At 58.5% G+C, this 20,428-nt stretch carries 20 protein-coding genes and 1 pseudogene; 13 read left to right on the forward strand and 8 right to left on the reverse strand.

From position 1 onward, the window contains the following. Positions 1-272 precede the first annotated feature (272 nt). Genes AC3ISI_RS21450 through AC3ISI_RS21460 form a run of 3 tightly spaced genes read left to right on the forward strand, consistent with a single transcriptional unit; the run spans position 273 to position 5,187 of the window. Entirely contained in the window at positions 273-1,631 is a 1,359-nt protein-coding gene (locus tag AC3ISI_RS21450; protein WP_489333693.1) for a TolC family outer membrane protein, read from the forward strand. 19 nt (positions 1,632-1,650) lie between these two features. Then, positions 1,651-3,810: a type I secretion system permease/ATPase gene (locus tag AC3ISI_RS21455; protein ID WP_489333694.1), complete on the forward strand. Its 2,160-nt coding sequence runs from the start codon at positions 1,651-1,653 to the stop codon at positions 3,808-3,810. 9 nt (positions 3,811-3,819) lie between these two features. Then, a complete protein-coding gene (locus AC3ISI_RS21460) occupies positions 3,820-5,187 on the forward strand; it encodes an HlyD family type I secretion periplasmic adaptor subunit (protein ID WP_489333695.1) in 1,368 nt (455 codons plus the stop codon). A gap of 145 nt (positions 5,188-5,332) precedes the next feature. Here AC3ISI_RS21460 and AC3ISI_RS21465 read toward each other — a convergent pair whose 3' ends face one another. Beyond that, positions 5,333-5,929, reverse strand: coding sequence for a tRNA-uridine aminocarboxypropyltransferase (locus AC3ISI_RS21465; protein WP_489333696.1), 597 nt, complete (start codon positions 5,927-5,929; stop codon positions 5,333-5,335). 3 nt (positions 5,930-5,932) lie between these two features. Beyond that, positions 5,933-6,826, reverse strand: a complete 894-nt coding sequence (locus AC3ISI_RS21470; RefSeq protein ID WP_007945995.1) for a LysR family transcriptional regulator — start codon at positions 6,824-6,826, stop codon at positions 5,933-5,935. Between the two features lie 318 nt (positions 6,827-7,144). On the opposite strand from AC3ISI_RS21470, the gene speB reads away from it, so the two are divergent. The 4 genes from speB (at position 7,145) to AC3ISI_RS21490 (ending at position 10,815) form a co-directional block, all read left to right on the forward strand. After that, entirely contained in the window at positions 7,145-8,095 is a 951-nt protein-coding gene (speB, locus tag AC3ISI_RS21475; RefSeq protein WP_027925808.1) for an agmatinase, read from the forward strand. A 223-nt stretch (positions 8,096-8,318) separates the two neighbouring features. Beyond that, on the forward strand, positions 8,319-9,698 hold the full coding sequence (locus AC3ISI_RS21480) for a sodium:solute symporter family protein (RefSeq protein WP_489333697.1): 1,380 nt from the start codon (positions 8,319-8,321) through the stop codon (positions 9,696-9,698). 84 nt (positions 9,699-9,782) lie between these two features. Continuing rightward, entirely contained in the window at positions 9,783-10,508 is a 726-nt protein-coding gene (locus AC3ISI_RS21485; RefSeq protein WP_489333698.1) for an MBL fold metallo-hydrolase, read from the forward strand. A 55-nt stretch (positions 10,509-10,563) separates the two neighbouring features. Then, positions 10,564-10,815, forward strand: coding sequence for an acyl carrier protein (locus AC3ISI_RS21490; protein WP_489333699.1), 252 nt, complete (start codon positions 10,564-10,566; stop codon positions 10,813-10,815). A gap of 212 nt (positions 10,816-11,027) precedes the next feature. Here the strand turns inward: AC3ISI_RS21490 and AC3ISI_RS21495 are convergent, their stop codons facing one another. After that, positions 11,028-11,156: a PA1414 family protein gene (locus AC3ISI_RS21495; RefSeq protein WP_007914492.1), complete on the reverse strand. Its 129-nt coding sequence runs from the start codon at positions 11,154-11,156 to the stop codon at positions 11,028-11,030. A gap of 139 nt (positions 11,157-11,295) precedes the next feature. After that, positions 11,296-12,189: a putrescine utilization regulator PtrR gene (ptrR, locus tag AC3ISI_RS21500; RefSeq protein ID WP_489333700.1), complete on the reverse strand. Its 894-nt coding sequence runs from the start codon at positions 12,187-12,189 to the stop codon at positions 11,296-11,298. Positions 12,190-12,292: 103 nt separating this feature from the next. On the opposite strand from ptrR, the gene AC3ISI_RS21505 reads away from it, so the two are divergent. Then, positions 12,293-13,474 carry an MFS transporter gene (locus tag AC3ISI_RS21505; protein ID WP_489333701.1) on the forward strand — a complete coding sequence of 394 codons (1,182 nt, stop codon included), beginning with the start codon at positions 12,293-12,295 and terminating at the stop codon, positions 13,472-13,474. Here the strand turns inward: AC3ISI_RS21505 and AC3ISI_RS21510 are convergent. Next, entirely contained in the window at positions 13,419-14,351 is a 933-nt protein-coding gene (locus AC3ISI_RS21510) for a DMT family transporter (protein WP_489333702.1), read from the reverse strand. The genes AC3ISI_RS21505 and AC3ISI_RS21510 overlap by 56 nt on opposite strands. A gap of 128 nt (positions 14,352-14,479) precedes the next feature. Next, positions 14,480-15,316 (reverse strand): CvfB family protein, encoded by an 837-nt coding sequence (locus AC3ISI_RS21515; RefSeq protein WP_489333703.1) that lies wholly within the window; start codon positions 15,314-15,316, stop codon positions 14,480-14,482. A gap of 352 nt (positions 15,317-15,668) precedes the next feature. On the opposite strand from AC3ISI_RS21515, the gene AC3ISI_RS21520 reads away from it, so the two are divergent. The 3 genes from AC3ISI_RS21520 (at position 15,669) to AC3ISI_RS21530 (ending at position 17,727) form a co-directional block, all read left to right on the forward strand. Next, complete coding sequence (locus tag AC3ISI_RS21520; protein ID WP_017337097.1) at positions 15,669-15,857, forward strand: hypothetical protein; 189 nt, start codon at positions 15,669-15,671, stop codon at positions 15,855-15,857. Between the two features lie 219 nt (positions 15,858-16,076). Further along, the gene (locus AC3ISI_RS21525) at positions 16,077-16,793 is read left to right on the forward strand and encodes a TorF family putative porin (protein ID WP_489333704.1); all 717 of its coding nucleotides are present in this window, start codon (positions 16,077-16,079) and stop codon (positions 16,791-16,793) included. A 64-nt stretch (positions 16,794-16,857) separates the two neighbouring features. Beyond that, complete coding sequence (locus AC3ISI_RS21530) at positions 16,858-17,727, forward strand: DUF6279 family lipoprotein (protein ID WP_489333705.1); 870 nt, start codon at positions 16,858-16,860, stop codon at positions 17,725-17,727. A gap of 124 nt (positions 17,728-17,851) precedes the next feature. Here AC3ISI_RS21530 and AC3ISI_RS21535 read toward each other — a convergent pair whose 3' ends face one another. After that, positions 17,852-18,241 carry a transcriptional regulator gene (locus AC3ISI_RS21535; protein WP_452627739.1) on the reverse strand — a complete coding sequence of 130 codons (390 nt, stop codon included), beginning with the start codon at positions 18,239-18,241 and terminating at the stop codon, positions 17,852-17,854. Between the two features lie 179 nt (positions 18,242-18,420). Between AC3ISI_RS21535 and AC3ISI_RS21540 the strand changes: the two genes are divergently transcribed. Then, complete coding sequence (locus tag AC3ISI_RS21540) at positions 18,421-19,155, forward strand: DUF899 domain-containing protein (RefSeq protein ID WP_489333706.1); 735 nt, start codon at positions 18,421-18,423, stop codon at positions 19,153-19,155. A 153-nt stretch (positions 19,156-19,308) separates the two neighbouring features. Continuing rightward, positions 19,309-19,779: an AraC family transcriptional regulator gene (locus tag AC3ISI_RS21545; RefSeq protein ID WP_489333707.1), complete on the forward strand. Its 471-nt coding sequence runs from the start codon at positions 19,309-19,311 to the stop codon at positions 19,777-19,779. 141 nt (positions 19,780-19,920) lie between these two features. Here AC3ISI_RS21545 and AC3ISI_RS21550 read toward each other — a convergent pair. Further along, positions 19,921-20,268 (reverse strand): annotated as a pseudogene (locus AC3ISI_RS21550) (S-layer family protein); the annotation flags it as partial. Positions 20,269-20,428 lie beyond the last annotated feature (160 nt).

Below are 20,428 nucleotides of genomic sequence, written 5' to 3' on the forward strand. Positions count from 1 at the left end.
TAGTCCTATTTCGATAAGTGGATTGAACTTTTAAAAAAACCTTTGAAAGCTCCCTATCACCGATAATTCAAAGGCTTTCGTATTGAACAATGTGCTGGATTTTGCTGACGGCATAAGTTTTTTTTGGCATAAAAGTAATGAGAAATATTTCTTAGCTATCCTCTAGAATGTTCTTAGCTCTGTTGTTACAAGGGTGAAACGATTTTAACTATAAATGCCGTCAATTAATTGACGACTAATAAGCACCATCAGGAATTCAGGGAGATACACCCATGCGCGTTTTAACCCCCCTTTGCAGCGCGGTTCTGCTGGCGATTGCCTGCTCTTCCAGCGCTCAAGCCATGACGTTGACCGAGGCAATCCAAAGCACCATCGCTACCCATCCGGAACTGGCCTCGCGGGTGGACTCGCGCCTGTCCGCGGATGAGCAGGTGAATGTTGCCAAAGGGGGTTTTTACCCAACGGTTGATCTGACGGGTGCCTACGGACGCGGGTACAGCGATAACACCAACACCCGGGCATTAGGCAAACACAACACCGAAACCCTTAATTACACCCAGTCGGAATTACGCTTGCGGCAGATGCTGTTCGACGGTTTCAGCACCTCGAACGAAGTTAAACGCACCGAAGGCGTGGTCAACTCCCGGGCCTATTACGCACAAGGCACCGCCCAGGACTTGGCCCTGCGCACCATCGAGGTTTACCTCGAAGTGCTCAAGCGCCGCGAACTGGTGACCCTGGCCAAGAACAACCTGCAAGCCCACTTGCGCGTCAACGACCAGATTGGCCTGCGCACCGCGCGCGGCGTCGGCAGTAACGCCGACTCCGATCAATCCGGCGCGCGCCGGGCACTGGCGCAAAACAACCTCGATACCGCTGAAGTCGACCTGGCGGATGCCGAGTCGAACTTCTTCAGCGTCGTAGGGCGCCTGCCGGATGAACTCGAAACGCCACCATCGACCCGCGGCGAAGTGCCCGCCACCCTGCCGGAAGCCCAGCAGAGCATGGTGACCAACAACCCGTTCTTGAAATCCGCCCAGGCTGACGTGCAATCGGCCGAAAGCCAGTACGAAGTCGCCAAATCGCCGTTCTACCCACGCCTCGACGCTGAAGCCGCGGTGGGCGCAAACAACAACGTGCAGGGCGATGAAGGTCACGACAATGAGTGGCGCGTGGGCGTGGTGATGAACTACAACCTGTTCCGCGGCGGCAGTGACAAGGCGCGCCTGGCCTCCGATGCGCACCAGATCAACCAGGCGATGGACATCCGCAACAACGCCCTGCGCCAGCTCAACGAGAACATTAACCTGGCCTGGAACGCCATGGTCAATGCGAAGAAACAAACCCCTACCGCGCGCGAATACGCCGAAACCAGTAAACGCGTGCGCATTGCGTATCAGGACCAGTTCGGTCTGGGTCAGCGGTCACTGCTCGACTTGCTCGACAGTGAAAACGAGCTCTATAACGCTAACCGCCGCTACACCGAAGTGCGCTACACCGAGGAGTTCTCGATGTACCGCGTGCTGGCCGGTATGGGTGAGTTGCTAAGCAAGCAACGGGTCGTGTTGCCTGCCGATACAATCGCCTCCTCTGAAGTGAAGAACGAAGCTCATTTGCCTGAAATGAAGTAGCTCACTGGGAGCGATCAATGTGACCAGCATGGAATCCGGCAACACCGGTGTCGATCCGCGCCTGAGCTTCGATGACCCGCTTCTGGACGGTCTGTTGATTCTCTGCAAACTCCACGGCGCGACTGTCAGTCGCGCCAGCCTGAGTGCTGGGCTCCCCTTGAACAAACAACGCTTGAGCCTGGACCTGCTGCCACGCGCAGCGGCCCGGGCCAGTTTGCAGGCGCGTTTGCTGCGCCGTGAACTGGGCGATATTAGCGCCCTCAACCTGCCCGTGATGTTGATCCTCACTAACGGCCGCACGGCCATCCTGCGCCGCTTCGGCGATGACGGTCAGGCGTTGATCCTGCCCAGCGAAGCCGACGGCGGTGAACAATGGGTCCGTACGGATGAGCTGGCCGAAAATTACAGTGGCCAGGCCTTGTTTGCCCGGCCACGCCACGAACTCGAAGACTTGCGCTCGCCCCTGGTACCGCGCGTCGAAGCGTGGTTTCGCGACACGCTGAAACTGTCGAAATGGCTGTACAGCGATGCGATTCTGGCGAGCTTTCTGATCAACCTGCTCGGGTTGATGGTGCCGCTGTTCGTGATGCAGACCTACGACCGGGTGGTGCCGAATCAGGCCACCTCGACCTTGTGGGTGCTATCGATCGGTTTGCTGATCGGTACCGGATTCGAATTGGTGCTGCGAGTCGTGCGCGCCCATTTGCTAGACACCGCCGGGAAGAAAACCGACGTAATCCTGTCGGCGACCTTGTTCGAGCGCATCACCGGCATGTCGATGAAAGCCCGCCCGGCAACCATCGGCGGCTTTGCCCAGAGCATTCATGACTTCCAGGGCCTGCGGGAATTTCTTACCGCCGTCACCTTGACCAGCCTGATCGATCTGCCCTTCGCCGTATTGATGCTGGTGGTGATCGGCTTGCTCGGTGGCTGGCTGGTGGTGATTCCGTTGCTGGCGTTTCCGATCACGATCATCTTCGCGATGGTAATCCAGGTGCGCCTGCGCGACACCGTGCAAAAAAGCCTGAGCCTGGGCGCCGAACGCCAGGCGTTGCTGATCGAAACCCTCGGCGGCCTGGAAACCCTCAAGGCCTGTAGCGCCGAGAGCGAGCGCCAGCATAAATGGGAAAGCACCCACGGCGCCCTGACCCGCCTCGACAGCCACGCGCGCAATCTCTCGGCGGTAGCCACCAACGGCACCTTGTTCATCCAGCAATTCTCCGGCATGGCGACCATCGTCGCCGGGGTCTACAGCATCATCGCCGGCAACCTCAGTGTGGGGGCGCTGGTGGCGACTTATATGCTCGGTAGCCGCGTGCTCGCGCCACTGGGGCAGATTGCCGGTTTGATCACTCGCTACCAGCAAGCGCAACTGACCATGAAAAGCACCGATGCGCTGATGGGGTTGCCACAGGAACGCGACGCGAAACAGCGGCCGCTGGAGCGCACACAACTGCAAGGCGCGCTCGACGTCAGCGGCGTGACCTTTCACTACAACGGCCAGAACGCACCAGCACTGGCCAACGTCAGCTTCAGCATGAAGCCGGGCGAACGCATCGGCATCATCGGTCGCAGTGGTTCGGGCAAAAGCACCCTGGCGCGACTGGTGATGGGGTTCTACGTGCCGGAAGAAGGCCAGTTACTGCTCGACGGTCTGGACCTGCGGCAACTGGATGTCGCGGACCTGCGCCAACAGATCGGTTATGTCGCCCATGACCTGCCGCTGCTGGCCGGCAGCCTGCGCGATAACCTGACCCTGGGCGCCCGCTACATCAGTGATTCACGGATGCTCGAAGTCGCCGAACTGACCGGCGTCACCGAATTGGCGCGCCAGCACCCTCAGGGTTTCGACCGGCCGGTGGGCGAGCGCGGGCAGTTGCTGTCCGGAGGGCAGCGTCAGGCGGTATTGCTGGCGCGGGCCTTGTTGCTCGATCCGCCGATTCTGCTGCTCGACGAACCGACCAGCGCCATGGACAACAGTAGCGAAGACGTTCTGCGACAAAAACTCCACACTTGGGTCCAGGGCAAAACCCTGCTGCTGGTCACTCACCGCACGTCGATGCTCAGCCTGGTGGATCGATTGGTCGTGCTGGATAACGGGCGGATCGTCGCCGACGGTCCGAAGGAAGCGGTTATCGATGCATTGCGCAAGGGCCGTGTCGGCTCTGCTGCTGTCTAGGAGCGCCCCATGGCCCGTTCATCATCCGACAAACCCAAGGACCGCGGCTACTTCGGCAGCTTCGGCAAAACCGCCGAGAGTGAGTTCATGCCGGAAACGGCCAGCGCCTCGCTGCAGGATTCCCCCCGCTGGTCACGGATTACCGTGTGGCTGGCGGCGGGGCTGATTATCAGTGCGGTGGTGTGGGCCAAGTTCGCGGTGCTTCAAGAAGTCACCATGGGCGAAGGCAAGGCGATTCCGTCGAGCAAAGTCCAGGTGATCCAGAACCTGGAGGGCGGCATCGTCACCGAGATCTTCGTTCGCGAAGGGCAAATGGTAAACAAGGGCGACACGTTGCTGCGCCTGGATGACACGCGGTTTCTGTCGAACAAGGGCGAGAGCGAAGCGGACCGTTATGCCCTGACGGCGCAGGTTGAGCGGCTGTCGGCAGAAGCGGAAGGACGCCCCTTCAAGCTGTCAGATGAAGTGATCGCCAAGGCACCGCAAGTGGCCGAGGACGAGCGCTCGCTGTACGAACAACGTCAGCGTCGACTCGCCAGTGAGCAACGCACGTTGAGCGAACAACTTCGGCAAAAGACCCAGGAACTGGCGGAGTTCCGTTCTAAACAGGGTCAGTTCAGCTCCAGTCTGGCGCTGCTGCAACAAGAGATGAACATGTCCACGCCATTGGTCGGCACCGGCGCGGTTTCACCGGTGGAAATCCTGCGCCTCAAACGCAGCGCGGTGGAGATTCGCGGCTCGCTGAATGCAACGACGCTGGCGATTCCCAGGGCGGAATCGGCGATCAACGAGATCAAAAGCAAGATTGACGAGTCGGAACAATCCTTCCGCTCCGACGCGGCGAAGGAACTGAATGAGAAACGCACCGACCTGTCTAAAATAACCGCATCGAGTATTGCCATCGATGACCGCGTGACGCGCACGACGGTGGTGTCGCCGGTTCACGGCATTATCAAAGTGTTGAAGGTCAATACCATCGGCGGCGTGGTTCAACCCGGCAGCGACATGGTGGAAATCGTGCCGCTGGAAGACAACTTGCTGATCGAAGCCAAAGTGCGGCCACAGGACGTGGCGTTCCTGCATCCGGGGCAGAAAGCGATGGTCAAGTTCAGTGCGTACGATTACACGATTTATGGCGGGTTGAGCGCCAAACTCGAATTGATCGGCGCCGACACCATCACCGACGACAAGGGCAACAGCTTTTATCTGATTCAGGTTCGCACGGATAAAAACCACTTGGGCGGGGATGTGAAACCGTTGCTGATCATTCCGGGGATGGTTGCCACGGTGGACATCATTACGGGTGAGAAGAGCGTGCTGGATTACCTGCTCAAACCGGTGCTTAAAGCCCGGACCGAGGCGATGCGGGAAAGGTAGTCACTCTACTAAGATTGCGGTGATCGAAACGCCGTCTTCGCGGGCAAGCCCGCTCCCGCAGTGCCCGTGGCGTGCACAAAATCTGCGAATGCCACTGAACCTGTGGGAGCGGGCTTGCCCGCGAAGAGGCCCTGACAAACGCCGATCATTTCGGCCCATGATTACGCTGGAAGGTCTCCTCCCCCATCGCCGCAATCTGCCCCTCGATCAACGCCTCGAACGGTTTCAACAACGGCTCAAACGTACTCGGTGCTTCCAGCGTTTGCAGCGCCTGCACAATCGCCTCCACCGTCGACAACGCCCCCGGCCCCGGTGCCTTGCGCAATCGATAGCGAGACACCCCGCCGTTCGCCAAAGTCACTCTTGGCAATTCTGCCAACAGTGGATTGAGGTGCAGCAACTTGCGCGCCTTGCGCCAGGTGCCGTCCGGGACGACCAGCAACAGTGGCTCGTCACTCGCCGTATACGTTGGCATCAGCTGCGCATTCTCGCCCGGAAACAACAACCGCGCCTGATACCCCGGTTGATTCAACAGTACCGGCAAATCCTCGAAAACTTCACCGACGATCAGCTCGGCATTGTTCAAGCCCAACGCTGCCAACCGCGCGGTGTTCAGTGCGTGATTCACTTCGCTGGGATGCTGCAACAGCAACACCCGCGTGTGGCTGTCGAGGCTCGGGATCAGCGGGCACAAACAATGAGTTTGCGGGCGCAGGCAACGGGGACACTGGATTCTGGACATGGATCAAGCCTGATTCAGTTGTGCTTTGAGCAAATCGCGAAAGGTCTGGATCAGTGGTTCGCGACTGCGGCCACGGCGCACGATCATCGAAAACGGCGCCTGATAACCAAAGGTCGCCGGCAGCAGCACACGCAAATCGCCCTTGTCCGCCCATGCCTGAGCATAGTGCTCCGGCAGGTAACCGATGTAGGCGCCGGACAGCACCAGGATCAGTTGTGCCTCCATACTCTCCACCGTCGCCGCGCTGTGTTTGAAACCGTGCCGCGCCAATTCCGCCTGGCTCCAGTAACCCCGGCCAACCATCCGTTGCTGGGTGATGACTTGCTCGGGGATACGCCGCTCGGTGAACAGCGGATGCCGGCTGCTGCAATACAGCCAGTGCTGCTCGCGGTAAAGCGGCATATAGACCAGGCCGCTCATGCGCGTGGAGAACGCACCGATGGCCAGGTCCAGGCGATTGTCCTGCACGCCGAGTTGCAGTTCGTACGGGCTCATGACCGACAAATGCAAATGCACCGCCGGGTGTTCCTGGCTGTAGGCGCCGATGGCTTCGGCGAAGGGCAAGGCCTTGTCGCTGACGGTTGAGTCAATCACGCCGAGGTTCAGCGTGCCACGCAGTTCGCCCTTGAGCGCTGCGGCGTATTGCTCGAAGCCTTCGAGCTCGCCCAATAGACGCAGGGTTTCCTGATGAAACAGTTCGCCCTTGCTGGTCAGGCTGAACCCGCCACGACCGCGATGGCAGAGCACCAGACCGAGGGCCGCTTCAAGCTGGCTCATGTAGGTGCTGATGGCCGATGTCGAGAGGTTGAGTTCTTGCTGGGCGTTGGCGAACCCTTGATGACGGACCACGCTGACGAAGATTCGCAATAGTTTCAGGTCGGGTAAAGCGTTGGCCATGAGGCACTCCAGTCACAAGGAAACACAATCCATGTAGGAGCGGGCTTGCCCGCGAAGGCGGTGTATCAGTTGATAAAAATGTCGCCTGACACGCCGCCTTCGCGGGCAAGCCCGCTCCTACAGGGGATGCGGGTTCTACACGCGGCATCAAGTCTATCTCCGCTTCCGCCATTAGTTTAGAAAAATCTGAACTAAGTATTTGCCCGTAGCGATTCTTCCCGGCCACTACATTTCGCAGAATCGCCCCACAACGGTGCCTGTGTCTTTCATGAACTGTGCAACCGACATAAATAAAACAACGACGATGAGGCCCTACCCGTGGACAAGATTCTTCACCAACCACTGGGCGGCAATGAAATGCCGCGCTTCGGCGGCATCGCCACCATGATGCGACTCCCCCATTTAGATACCGCTGCCGGTCTGGACGCTGCCTTCGTTGGCGTGCCACTGGACATCGGCACCTCGCTGCGCCCAGGCACCCGTTTCGGACCTCGCGAAATCCGCGCTGAATCGGTCATGATCCGCCCGTACAACATGGCGACCGGCGCGGCTCCGTTCGATTCGCTGTCCGTTGCCGATATCGGTGACATCGCGATCAACACGTTCAACCTGCTGGACGCGGTACGGATCATCGAAGAGTCCTACCACAAAATCCTCGAGCACGATGTGATCCCCCTGACCCTGGGCGGCGACCACACCATCACCCTGCCAATCCTGCGTGCCATTCATAAAAAGCACGGCAAGATCGGCCTGGTGCACATCGATGCGCACGCCGATGTGAACGATCACATGTTCGGCGAGAAAATCGCCCACGGCACCACCTTCCGCCGCGCTGTCGAGGAAGGCCTGCTGGATTGCGATCGCGTAGTGCAAATCGGCCTGCGCGCTCAGGGTTACACCGCTGACGATTTCAACTGGAGCCGCAATCAGGGCTTCCGCGTGGTTCAGGCCGAAGAGTGCTGGCACAAATCCCTGGCGCCATTGATGGCCGAAGTTCGCGAGAAAGTCGGTGGCGGTCCGGTGTACCTGAGTTTCGACATCGATGGCATCGACCCGGCCTGGGCGCCTGGCACCGGCACCCCGGAAATCGGCGGTCTGACGACCATTCAAGCGATTGAAATCGTTCGCGGCTGCCAAGGCCTCGACCTGGTCGGTTGCGATCTGGTAGAAGTCTCGCCCGCTTATGACACCACCGGCAACACCTCGCTGCTGGCTGCCAACCTGCTATACGAAATGCTCTGCGTACTGCCGGGTGTGGTCCACCGCTAAGGATGGCTCACGAACGTGCGTGATCACCAGCACCACGGCAAAACCTGAACTGCGTCAGTCAACCTGACAACCTTTCCCTTGTGGGAGCGAGCCTGCTCGCGATAACGGCGGCACATCCAACTGCGATGTGACCGAAAGACCGTATTCGCGGGCAGGCTTGCGCCCACAGAGAACAGAAACACCTTTGTTTCACTATAAAAAAGACAATCGGAGACACGCCATAATGGCTTTGGATTTATTCGTCGTACTCATCTACGCCGCCGCGATGCTGATACTCGGCTACTACGGCATGCGCAAGGCCAAGACCAACGAAGACTTTTTGGTCGCCGGTCGTAACCTCGGCCCAAGCCTGTACATGGGCACCATGGCCGCCACCGTTCTGGGCGGCGCGTCCACCGTCGGCACCGTACGTCTGGGCTACGTCCATGGCATTTCCGGTTTCTGGCTCTGCGCGGCCCTCGGTTGCGGGATCGTGGCGCTGAACCTGTTCCTCGCCAAACCGCTGCTGAAACTGAAGATCTACACCGTTACCCAAGTGCTGGAAAAACGCTACAACCCGATGGCCCGCTCCGCGAGCGCAATAATCATGCTGGCGTATGCGCTGATGATCGGCGTGACCTCGATCCTGGCCATCGGCACCGTGCTGCAAGTGCTGTTCGGCCTGCCGTTCTGGGTCTCGGTATTGCTCGGCGGCGGTGTGGTGGTGATCTACTCCGCGATCGGCGGCATGTGGTCCCTGACCCTGACCGACATTGTCCAGTTCGTGATCAAGACCGTGGGCCTGATGTTCATCCTGTTGCCAATCTGTCTGTATCGCGTTGGCGGTTGGGATGAGTTGGTGTTGAAATTGCCGGCCACCGCCTTCAGTTTCACCACGATTGGCTGGGACACCATCATCACCTACTTCATGATCTACTTCTTCGGGATCCTGATCGGTCAAGACATCTGGCAGCGTGTGTTCACCGTCAAGACCGCCAAAGTGGCCCAGGTCGCCGGTACGTTCGCCGGCTTCTACTGCATCCTCTACGGACTGGCCTGCGCGCTGATCGGCATGGCTGCTCACGTGCTGATCCCGGACCTGGACAACGTCAACAACGCCTTCGCCGCCATCGTCAAACTGTCCCTGCCGGACGGTATCCGTGGCTTGGTAATCGCCGCTGCCCTGGCCGCCATGATGTCCACCGCCAGCGCCGGCCTGCTCGCCGCGGCCACGACCCTGACGGAAGATATGCTGCCGAAACTGCGTGGCGGTAAACCGTCAAGCCTGCGCATCAACCGCCTGTTCACCCTGTTGACCGGCATCGTCGTACTCGGCATCGCTCTGGTCGTGAATGACGTGATCAGCGCCCTGACCCTGGCGTACAACCTGCTGGTGGGCGGCATGCTGATCCCGCTGATGGGTGCGATTTTCTGGAAACGCGCAACCACCGCCGGCGCGATCACCAGCATGGGCATGGGCTTCGCCACTGCGCTGGTGTTCATGTTCAAGGACGGCCTGGATGCCAACACCCCGATCTACTACAGCCTCGGCGTTGGTCTGGTGAGCTTCGTACTGGTCAGCCTGATGTCCCGTAGCCCGGCAACTCAGGCCAGTGCCGCCTAAGCTGAACATAACAACTTGATGCTTTCTTCGGCGGGTGTGGCGTCGGTTGCCACACCCGTTTTTTTCGTCTGGAGAAAAGTGTTTATGAAAATCGTCGACCGCGATTTGTGGTTCGAGGTGAAACAACTCAGCGACGGCATTCGCCTGATTCACGAGCCCTACATCCGGCCTTTCTATCGCTGCAACCTCTGGCACATACAGGGTCGCGACAAGGATTTACTCTTGGACAGCGGTTCCGGGCTGGTCAGCCTGCGCGAACAACTGCCCTGGATCACCGAAAGGCCGCTGGTGGCAGTGGCGAGCCATTGCCATTTCGACCACATTGCCGGGCATCATGAATTTCCTGAACGGCTGGTGCACCCGGCCGAGGCGGACATCCTCGCCGCACCCGACGGCGACAACGATTTGAGCAAAGCCTATGTCGGCGACGACATGTTCGAAGCTCACCCCGATTGCCCGTTGTGCTACGCCGAATACCGGGTCAAAGCCGCACCGGCCACGGGTTTGATAGAAGAAGGCGATGTGCTGGACCTGGGCGACCGCGTGCTGCAGGTGCTGCACACACCGGGGCATTCACCGGGCGGTATCAGCCTGTATGAAGCGGCGACCGGGACCCTGTTCAGCGGCGACATCATCTACGACGGCCCGCTGGTCGAAGACGCCTACCACTCCAACCTCAACGACTACGCCCGCAGCCTGCAACGCCTGCGTGAGTTGCCTGTGCGCACGGTGCATGGCGGGCATTTCGGGAGTTTCTCCGGGGAGCATTTGCGCACGATGATTGACGAGTGGCAGCGTTCACACGGCTGAAGCCTGCTGTAATCAAGCTCAGGGCCAACAACACTATCGCCCTCGAAGAACGACCATGAACAGAGCCGCCGTTCGCCTCGCTGTCCACCAGTTTGTCAGCCGCGCGCTGGAGGGCCGGGATGACTTCAGCGACGATGCCAGCCTGGCGGAGTTGGGATTGGATAAAGAGGACATTGAAGAGCTGATCTTCCATCTGGAAGATGAGCTGGGGTTGACGGCGTTTACGGCGGAGGAAGACCGGCTGCTCAAGAGTGCCAGGACGGCGAATGATTTGAGTCGGTTTTTGATTGAGATCGGGCGGCATTGAGACGGGTTTTCAAACACTCCTTTTGTGGCAGGTGCATTTGTGGCGAGGGGGCTCGCCCCCGTTGGGCCGCGAAGCGGCCCCAATCCATTCACCTGAGTTGTATCAGGAAGACCCCATTAGGCTAATTACGAGTGCTGCGCACTCGAACGGAGGCAAGCCCCCTCGCCACAACAAGCTCCTCATCACAGGTGAACTGCCACACTTACGCGCTGTTACCGGCGGCGTTGCTGGCGTCGGCGCTGTTCGTCGTCCGTACGAATAGGCACAGGCTGCAGAGGCGGTTCGATCAAACCGAGTGCAACACCCAGATCGTGCAGCCAGTTTTGGATTTTCTCTTTCATGGTGCCCCCTTCAGGGTAGTGCCGAGCGACCGGAATTCTGAGGCCGCTTCGCACTGATAATAGTCCGAAGTCCTACGCAATGCTCATCAAAAGACGCAATGATCTGTTACTGAATTGAACAAAATACCTGACCGCTAGTTCAAGCAATCGCCAGGGACTGAATCGGTGCCGGCGCAAAGACCTCCTGCTGCTGCTCGATCCACGCGTTCAAATTGGCCCCGACCATGCCCTTGCGCCACATCAGCCACGTCGTCGCGCTGGCAAATGGTTCAGCCAAAGGGTGCACCGCCACGCTTTCGCGGCCCGGCAGACTGGCGAGCATCGACTGCGACATCAACGCCACACCGGAGCCTGCAATCACACACGCAAGCATTCCCGGATAGGATTCAATTTCCATTGCCCGGCCCATCGCCGCATGGTCATGGGCGAACCAGGCCTCCAGGCGCATCCGGTAGGCACAACCCTGACGAAAGGTAAACACCGAGCGCCCTTCTACATCCAATGCACTGCGTACCGGAGGGTGATCGATTTCAGTGATCAGCACCAGCCGTTCGTCGCACAACGGCACGCCGTCCAGCCCCGCGAACTCCAGCGGGCCGTCCACCAGCGCCGCATCCAGCCGACCACTGAGCAGACCTTCAAGCAGTTCACCGCTGGGTCCCGACTGCACTTGCAGGTTTACCGCCGGGTAACGGCGGTGATACCCCGCCAGCAAGGGCGGCAGATGAATCGCCGCCGTGCTGTACATGGTGCCGAGCACGAAGTCCCCGGCCGGTTGCCCGCCTTGCACTGCTGCACTGGCTTCGTCATGTAGGGCAAACAGCTTGGCGGTGTAGTCCAGCAAGACTTTTCCCGCAGGCGACAACTGCAAACGCTGACGCTCGCGGACGAATAGTTCTACACCGAGTTGCTCCTCAAGTTGTTTCAGTCGCGTCGACAGGTTGGACGGCACACGATGCAAACGTTCGGCAGCACGGGTGATCGAACCCTCCTGCGCCACCGCCTGGAAGATGCGTAATTGGCTGAATTCCACGACCATCTCCAAAAAAGAACAAGTTACTCACTATTATTCATTTTAAAAGAAAGTCAAACAGTCCTAGCCTGACGGTCATTGATCCTTTACCGGAACTCAGACTATGTCCCCGCTGATTCGCTTGCTCGCCAGTTTTATCGCCCTGATGATGGCCATGGGCATCGGGCGCTTCGCGCTGACTCCGCAAATGCCGCACTTGCTCAGTGAAGGGCAGATCGACCTGACCGCGGCGGGCCTGATTGCCGCTGCCAATTACCTTGGCTACTTCGTCGGTGCACTGGATGCGATGTTCTCGCGCAGACCGGCGCAAGTCCGTCAGCGTCTGCTGGGTGGATTGTGGCTTTGTGTACTGCTGACCCTGGCGTCGTTCTGGGCCAACGGGTTCTGGGCGCATCTGCTGTTGCGGTTTGGCACCGGCGTGGCCAGTGCCTGGGTGTTGGTGATGATCACTGCGTTGAGCCAGCCATTGGCGGCAGCGGCCGGTCGTCCAAGGTTGGGAGCGCTGGTATTTGCCGGGCCGGGTCTGGGGATTTTTCTCACTGGTTTATTGGCTCTGGGTTCGAACCTGCTGGGGCAAACCTCCGCAACGTTGTGGCTGGTGTATGCCGGCGTAGCGCTGGTGATGCTGCTGGGGATTTTGCCGTTCCTGCCCCAACCTGCGGCAACAGCGTCGACCGCCCCCATTGCCGTCACGTCGAACAATCAGGGCATCGCTCGACTGGGTGTGATCTATGGCTTGTACGGTCTGGGCTACATCATCCCCGCCACGTTCCTGTCACAAATGGCCAACACGCAGTTTCACGGACAGTGGCAGGCCGACCTGTTCTGGCCGTGCTTCGGCCTGGCATCGGCTGTCGGCGTGGTGCTGGTGAGCCTGCGTCGACAGTCCCTGAATGGCACACGCCATTGGCTGATGATCACCTTATGGCTGCAAGCCGCCGGAGTCTTCGCTTGCCTGTTGGGCAGCGATACGGGCCTGGCGCTGGGGGTGTTGCTGTGCGGCACGCCGTTTCTGGCCTGCATGCAATTGGTGATGCAACGTTCCCGCGAACTGGCGCCCCACGCCACCCAACGCAACGCTGGGCTGCTGACCGCATGCTTCGCCGTGGGTCAGCTCGCCGGGCCGTTACTGGCCGCCCTGAGCAGCCATTTCAGTGGCAGTCTGCAGGCCGCCTTGGTCATTGCCGGCAGCGGATTGCTCATCGCCGGCAGCCTGTTGTTGCGCCCGGTCAATGCTGCCCGAGCGCTTTGCGCAAACGACGGCGAACCCACTGTTCAGCGCTGACGAACGTGATGCCAAGCAGCACCAGTACGGCGCCGATGACAAAATTGAGGCTCAGTTCTTCCCCCAGTAACACCACCCCGAACGTGACGCCGAACAGCGGCGTCATGAACGAGAACACCGCGAGGTTCGCCGCCAGATAACGACGCAACAGCCAGAACCAGGTCAGGTAACTGAAGAACGACACCACCAACCCTTGAAACAGTACGCTGGTCACCGCCACCGCCGTCAGGCTGACGTGAGTGATCTGGCCGCTGAGGATCGCGATCAGCACCAGGCCCACGAAACCGACGATCAGTTGATAGAACAACGTGAGCGTCACCGGTGCTTCCGACAGGCGCGAAGCGCGCACCACTACCGTGGTTGCGCCCCACGCTGCGCCGGCCAGTACGCCCAGCGCATCGCCCAGCAACATGCGGTGATCGAGGTTGTCCCAGGACACGCCACCGGCAAACGCGATGGCGATCCCGACGAATGCGAGGAAAATACCCAGCCACTGCAAAGGCCTTAAACGCTCACTCGGCAGCAACCAATGCACGCCCAACGCGGTAAAAATCGGCGCGGTGTAGAGGAACACCGACATGTGCGCCGCCGTGGTCAGTTGCAAGCCTTCGGAGATGAAGAAGAACTCCAGACCAAACAGCGCACCGGCCAGCAAGCCGCCGCGCCACGTGGCGCCGACCTGATCCCAGCCGCCTTTCCAGCAGATCAGCAATCCTACGAGCAATGCGGAAATGCCCGACCGCCCCACCGCCTGCATGACCGGTGCGATGTCGGGCGCCGCCCACTTGATGATCACCTGCTGTACGCCCCAGATCAGGCACAACCCGATCATCACTTGCAGGGCAAATCCGTCGGCGCTACGCCGGCTGGGGCTCACCGTGACACCTCGACAACACAATCCATGGCAGAAACTCGGCAGAATAAAAACAAAGCCCGGCACAGGGGCCGGGTCTTTTTATCACAGTCCAGCCCGATGTAACCGCGTTACACGAGGCCGGTGCGAGGTCAGCTTAGTTCAATGCGATCCGCGTGAATGACGATCTGGCCATTCTTGTACAGCGCACCGATGGCTTTCTTGAAGTTGCCCTTGCTGACGCCAAACATGCTGCTGATCACTGTTGGGTCGCTCTTGTCGCTGACCGGCAAGCTGCCATTGTTTTCACGCAACTTGGCCAGAATCTTCGAGTTGAGGCTGGTGGCGGCTTCTTCGCCTACGGGTTGCAGGCTCAGGCTGATCTTGCCGTCGGCACGGACTTCTTTGATAAAGCCCTTCTCTTCTTTGCCGGCACGCATGAACTTGAAGATTTCGTTCTTGTGGATCAGGCCCCAGTGCTTGTTGTTGATGATTGCCTTGAAGCCCATGTCGGTCGCTTCGGCCACCAGCAAATCCACTTCCTGGCCAGGGGTGTAGCTGGCCGGAGTCTTGTCCAGGTAGCGATCCAGACGCGCGGTCGCGGTGATACGACGGGTATGCTTGTCGAGGTAGACATGCACCACCACATACTCACCGGCGGTCATCTGGCGTTTTTCTTCGGAGTACGGCAGCAGCAGGTCCTTCGGCAGACCCCAATCCAGGAAAACGCCGATGCTGTTGACTTCAACGACTTTCAAACTGGCGAACTCACCGACCTGAACTTTCGGCTTTTCGGTAGTTGCGATGAGTTTGTCATCGCTGTCCAGATAAATAAAAACGTTGAGCCAGTCTTCATCTTCGCTGGGAATATCTTTAGGGATATAACGATTAGGCAACAGGATTTCGCCATCCGCCCCACCGTCCAGATATAAACCGAAGTTAGTGTGTTTAACCACTTGCAAACTGTTGTAACGCCCGACTAAAGCCATTTCAAATACCCTCATTACGTGGGCGGCATTCTACCCGGTTTTGCGGGTGACGTTCGCTGGCCAGCCCGATGGTGAAAGAAAATACTCTGCAAACCTTGATTTTCCTGGGCGTTGGCTCCGAGGACCTCGCCACTCGTCAGCCCGACAAGGTGAATTTGCCACCTGCCAGTCCATTCAGGCGAGGACTATTTTTATCAACGATCTTATATAAAACAGCGGGTTAGAGACCTATTTCAGCGAATGGCCCGAGATAAACTACAACCCTGCAATTCGTATTTTGAGGGGATATTAGCCAAGCAATTGTCAAGTATTTCCTGTACGATGCCTGGCCAAGTTAATTTTCTACAGGTTAATGGCCGCCATGCGTGTAAAAGCATCCAACAGCAAAGCAAAGCCAGCTCCAGCCGTTGAAACCAGCGAATCGATCAACAACCAGATCGCTGCGTTCCTCAAGTCCGGTGGTGAAATCCAGCAAATTGCCAAAGGCGTCAGCGGCCAGACGTTCGGCCCGTCCAAGCAGATCACTTTGGGCAAGAAGTAACTTCCCCCAAAGATCCGCCGCGTCAACTGGTCCATAAGCGCTTTGAGCTTCGAAGCGCTTGGACTGGAACCCTCCTGCAACACCCCGACAAATTCAAATATTTCAAAAATCGACGAACGGCTCTCGATGCCGAGCATTCGCCGGTATGCTTGCGCACGTCTAGAACAAGCGTTTCAGCAGGTTTTCGATTCCTGCTCCTCGCTGTCAATGGAGTGACGCATGCTCAAGTCCTCTCTCATCGTGCTCTGTATGTTGCTGGCATGTCCGCTCGCCAACGCACAAATCTTCCAGCGTGAACTGGGCGACTTCGACCTCAAGCTCGGCACTACGCCCAGCCGCAGCATGGCCCAGGGATTGGTCAAGCCTTCCAGTACTGGTTCATTCCATGGTGGCCTCGACCTGACCCACGACAGCGGCTTCTATGTCGGCCAATGGGCCCCGAGCATGGGGTTGAGTCCAGGCAAGAACCTTGAAGTGGATTCCTACGTAGGGTTTAAACACCCCTTCGATCAAACCCTCGGGTACGAAGTGGGAATGATCCACTACAGCTATCCGCAAGTGGACACCCTCGACAGCCAGGAACTCTTCGGCGGCCTGACTCTGCTCGGCAGCCGTTTTGGCGCCGCCTTCAGCAACGACCCGGACAAACTGAACCGGACACTGTTTGCCGACCTCAGTGGCAATCAACCGTTTGGCATCGGGATCAGCATGAAGTACACCACCCACCAGCTCTACACACCGGTTTCGGTCGACAGTGGGTATATCGGCAGTTTTACTGATTGGTCGGTGCAACTTTCCCGGCCGTTCATGGGCATCGATCTGGACCTGATCTACAGTGATTCAAGTCTCAGTGGCAGCAACTGCTCGGCCTATTCCGGGCACAACAGCCAATGCGACGGGCTGGTCACCCTCAAGGCTGAACACGCGTTTTATTAAACCGCTGAACTGCCGGGTCCCTCCTGCGTTCACATGAGAACCTACGCCAAGCAAGGATCTGCCCATGTCGCGCTGGCTAATTCGTTTCGCCGTTCTGATCACCCTGAGCCTCGTGTTCAGCGCGTGCAGCCGAGTGGGCCTGGCCTACCGCAATCTCGACGTGATCATTCCATGGACGCTCAGCGACTATCTGGACATGAGCGGCGAGCAGAAAGACTGGTTCAACGAACGTCTCAAGGAGCACCTTAGCTGGCATTGCACCACGCAACTGCCGGGTTACCTGAATTGGCTGGACCGCTTGCAAACCATGGTCGAAACCAATCAGGTCACCGATGCCGCGCTGCAAACTCGCACGCAGGAAGCCAAAGCAGCCATCGCCCAGACCGCCCGGGAAATCACCCCGTCGGCCGTCGAATTGTTAAAGGGGCTGGATGACAAGCAAGTTGCGGAAATGAATGAGGCCTTCGCCAAGGACCTGCGCAAACGGCAGGCGGAATACCTCAAACCGTCCCTCGATCAGCAGATCACACAGCGTGCCGAACGCATGGAGAAACGTCTGGATGACTGGCTTGGCCCGCTGAGCCCCACCCAGCAACAACGGGTGGTCACTTGGTCGAAGGCCTTGGGTGATCAGAATACGCAATGGATCGCCAACCGCGCGCACTGGCAGTCACAATTCAGCGCGGCCGTTGCCCAGCGCCATAGTCCGGATTTCTCACAGAAAATCGAGACGCTTCTGGTCAATCGCGAGAGTTTGTGGACGCCGGCCTATCGCCAGGCCTACGCCAACACAGAAGCCCAGGCCCGGGGGCTGATCGTGGATTTGATGGCCGAAAGCACACCGGCCCAGCGTCAGCGGTTGTTGAAGAAAATCGAAGGGGTGCGCAAAGACTTCAACGATCTAAAGTGCCTGAAGGCAGCCAAACAAAACTAACCCTCAATACAACTCCCCTGTGGGAGCGAGCCTGCTCGCGAAGACGGTGTATCAGTCGACATAATCGTGAACTGACACGCCGCCTTCGCGACCAGGCTCGCTCCCACAATGTTATGCGCGATGTTCAGGCAATCTGCGCTCTCGATGCCACGTCATCAAACGTCACTTCATCCAGTGCATCCTCCTGCTCATCCAGCACCTGCCGCGGATGGTCGTTGCCCGGAATGCTGCTGTCGATCAGGCTCAATAAACTGGAGCCGCGCATCGTCAAAATGTAATTCGAGCCGGTACCGCCTTGCTCCTCTGGCCGAGGCTCTATGTAGCCACGTCCCAGCAGTAACTTTTCGTACTCGCCGGCCACTGCTTTGAGGTGATCCAGGTTTTCCGTCTGCTCACCTTCCGCCGTTTTCTCCGCCACGTACTGCTCGGCATAGGGCCGCGGCGTGAAGCTGCTGGCACCGTTTTGCACCTCGTGAAGCAAGCGTTCAATCAAATCCCAGTTATAAGTTGTCATCCTGTTTCAACCTCCAGACCGCGTTATTGGAGAGGGCCCTCTTGGTTTGTGACCGAAACAGGGCGTAGCCGTTCAGCCGAGGTTTTGGACAGTACCGACCGGCGGCATGTCGAATCTAGCGTAGGCCAAACGACTAGGCTGTGTAAGTCACCTCCCAGCCTCCCGCAGGAGTACTGCCAATGAACATCCAGAATCACCCCGTGGTGTCCCGCGAAGAATGGCTCGCCGCGCGCAAACAACATCTGGCCCACGAAAAAGCCTTCACCAAAGAACGAGATAAACTGAGCGCCGAACGCCGCGCCCTGCCCTGGGTGAAAATAGACAAGGACTACCACTTTCAGGGACCCCACGGCGAGTTGAAGCTAGCCGACCTGTTTGGCGGCCGCAGCCAATTGGTCATCTACCACTTCATGTTCGCCGCCGGGTGGGACGAAGGTTGCCCCGGCTGCTCATTCCTGTCCGACCACATCGACGGCGCCAACCAACACCTGGCGCACCATGACATTGCCGTCGTGGCGGTTTCCCACGCACCCTTCGCCGAATTCCAGGCCTTCAAACGGCGCATGGGCTGGAAATTCGATTGGTTGTCGTCAGAAGGCTGCGACTTCAACTACGACTTCGGCGTCACTGCCCGAGCCGAAGACGTCGCCGCCGGCAAAGCCACCTATAACTACGAAAAATCCGACGGCGCCGAAGAAGAACTCCCCGGCCTCAGCGTGTTTTATCGCAATGACGCCGGCGACATCTTCCACACCTATTCCACTTATGCGCGAGGTCTCGACATGCTGGTCGGCGCCTACAACTACCTCGACCTCACCCCCAAGGGCCGAAATGAAGAGGAAATCATGGAATGGGTGCGGCATCACGACCGCTATGAAGAGAAAGCTGCGGTCAGTTGCTGCCATGGGGAGTAGAACACAACACCGAATTGCAGCCATCGCGAGCGGGCTCACTCCCACAGAGGATCGGTAGCGAACACAAATCCAATGTGGGAGCGAGCCTGCTCGCGATGAGGCCAGTCCAGCCACTCACCAACTCCAGCGAACCAGACCATAAGGCCCCAGACATTGAACGTCACCCTGAAAACCCTACCCCCAGCCCGCGTCGCCTACCTGCGCTACACCGGCCCCTACGGCCCGGAAATCGGCACGTTCTGGCGCGAAACCGTCGCGCCGTGGATGATCGAAAACAACCTGCTCAACCGCGTGCGCTACGGCATCGGCCACGACGACCCGAGTACCACACCAGCGCAATACTGCCGCTACGACGCCTGCGTAGAAGTGCCCGCCGACTTCGAACCGAAATACCCACTCGCCGTCACCAATCTGCCAGGCGGCCGCTACGCCGTCGCCCATTTCAAGGGCCCGGCCAGTGAAATCCCGGCGGCATGGGGTGAGTTGTGCGGACAGTGGATGCCGGAGAGCGGATTGGCCTACGATCAGCGGCCAGGGTTCGAATGCTACCCGGTGGAGGCTTCCTACGACGAGAGCACCGGTGTGATGGAAATGGACATGTGCATTGCTGTGAAAGACCAGTAACGCCCAAATCGCTGTAGAGCGAGACTGCTTGCGATGGCGGACTAACATTCAACATGAATACTGGCGTGCAAGGGGACAGACTTAATTTCCGCGGGATGAATTTTACGCCGTCACAAGTAAAATAAATCCGTCCCCTTTACCCAGGACTTTTTCGCCATTCACTTCGTGCTCTTCGAGCCAGACGATGTCATGGGTCAGGGCCGCGACTTGCTGGGCCGAGAGGGTCACGCCCACCGCCAGGTTCAGCGCGTCCTTGCTGGCGATGGCGTTGTTCATCAGGTACTTGAACTGATCCTGATTGGAGGTCTGGCCATTGATGAAGGCCTGGCCGGTGCGGGCGACCACCGCTTGTTGAATCAGGCGTTGTTCATACAAACCGTCGCCCAGGCGCTTGGCGCTGTGGTCGGGGTTGTAGCCGAGGTTGGCCAGCAGGTAATCCGAGCTCATGAATTGCTTGAGGTCGGTGAGTACCGGGTTGGTTTCGATCAGATTACAGCGAAGCCACCAGACGACGTCCGCTTAATAAGCCCCATGTTTTTAAAGAGCGATAAAAAAATTAAATAAATCCTCCCCCTTAAATAAATTCTTGAATTACGGACAAGGGTTTAAGTACTTAGTATACGTAATATCCCCCAGCTTTTGAGCTGGA

Source organism: Pseudomonas sp. GL_139_B (genome assembly GCF_057834475.1).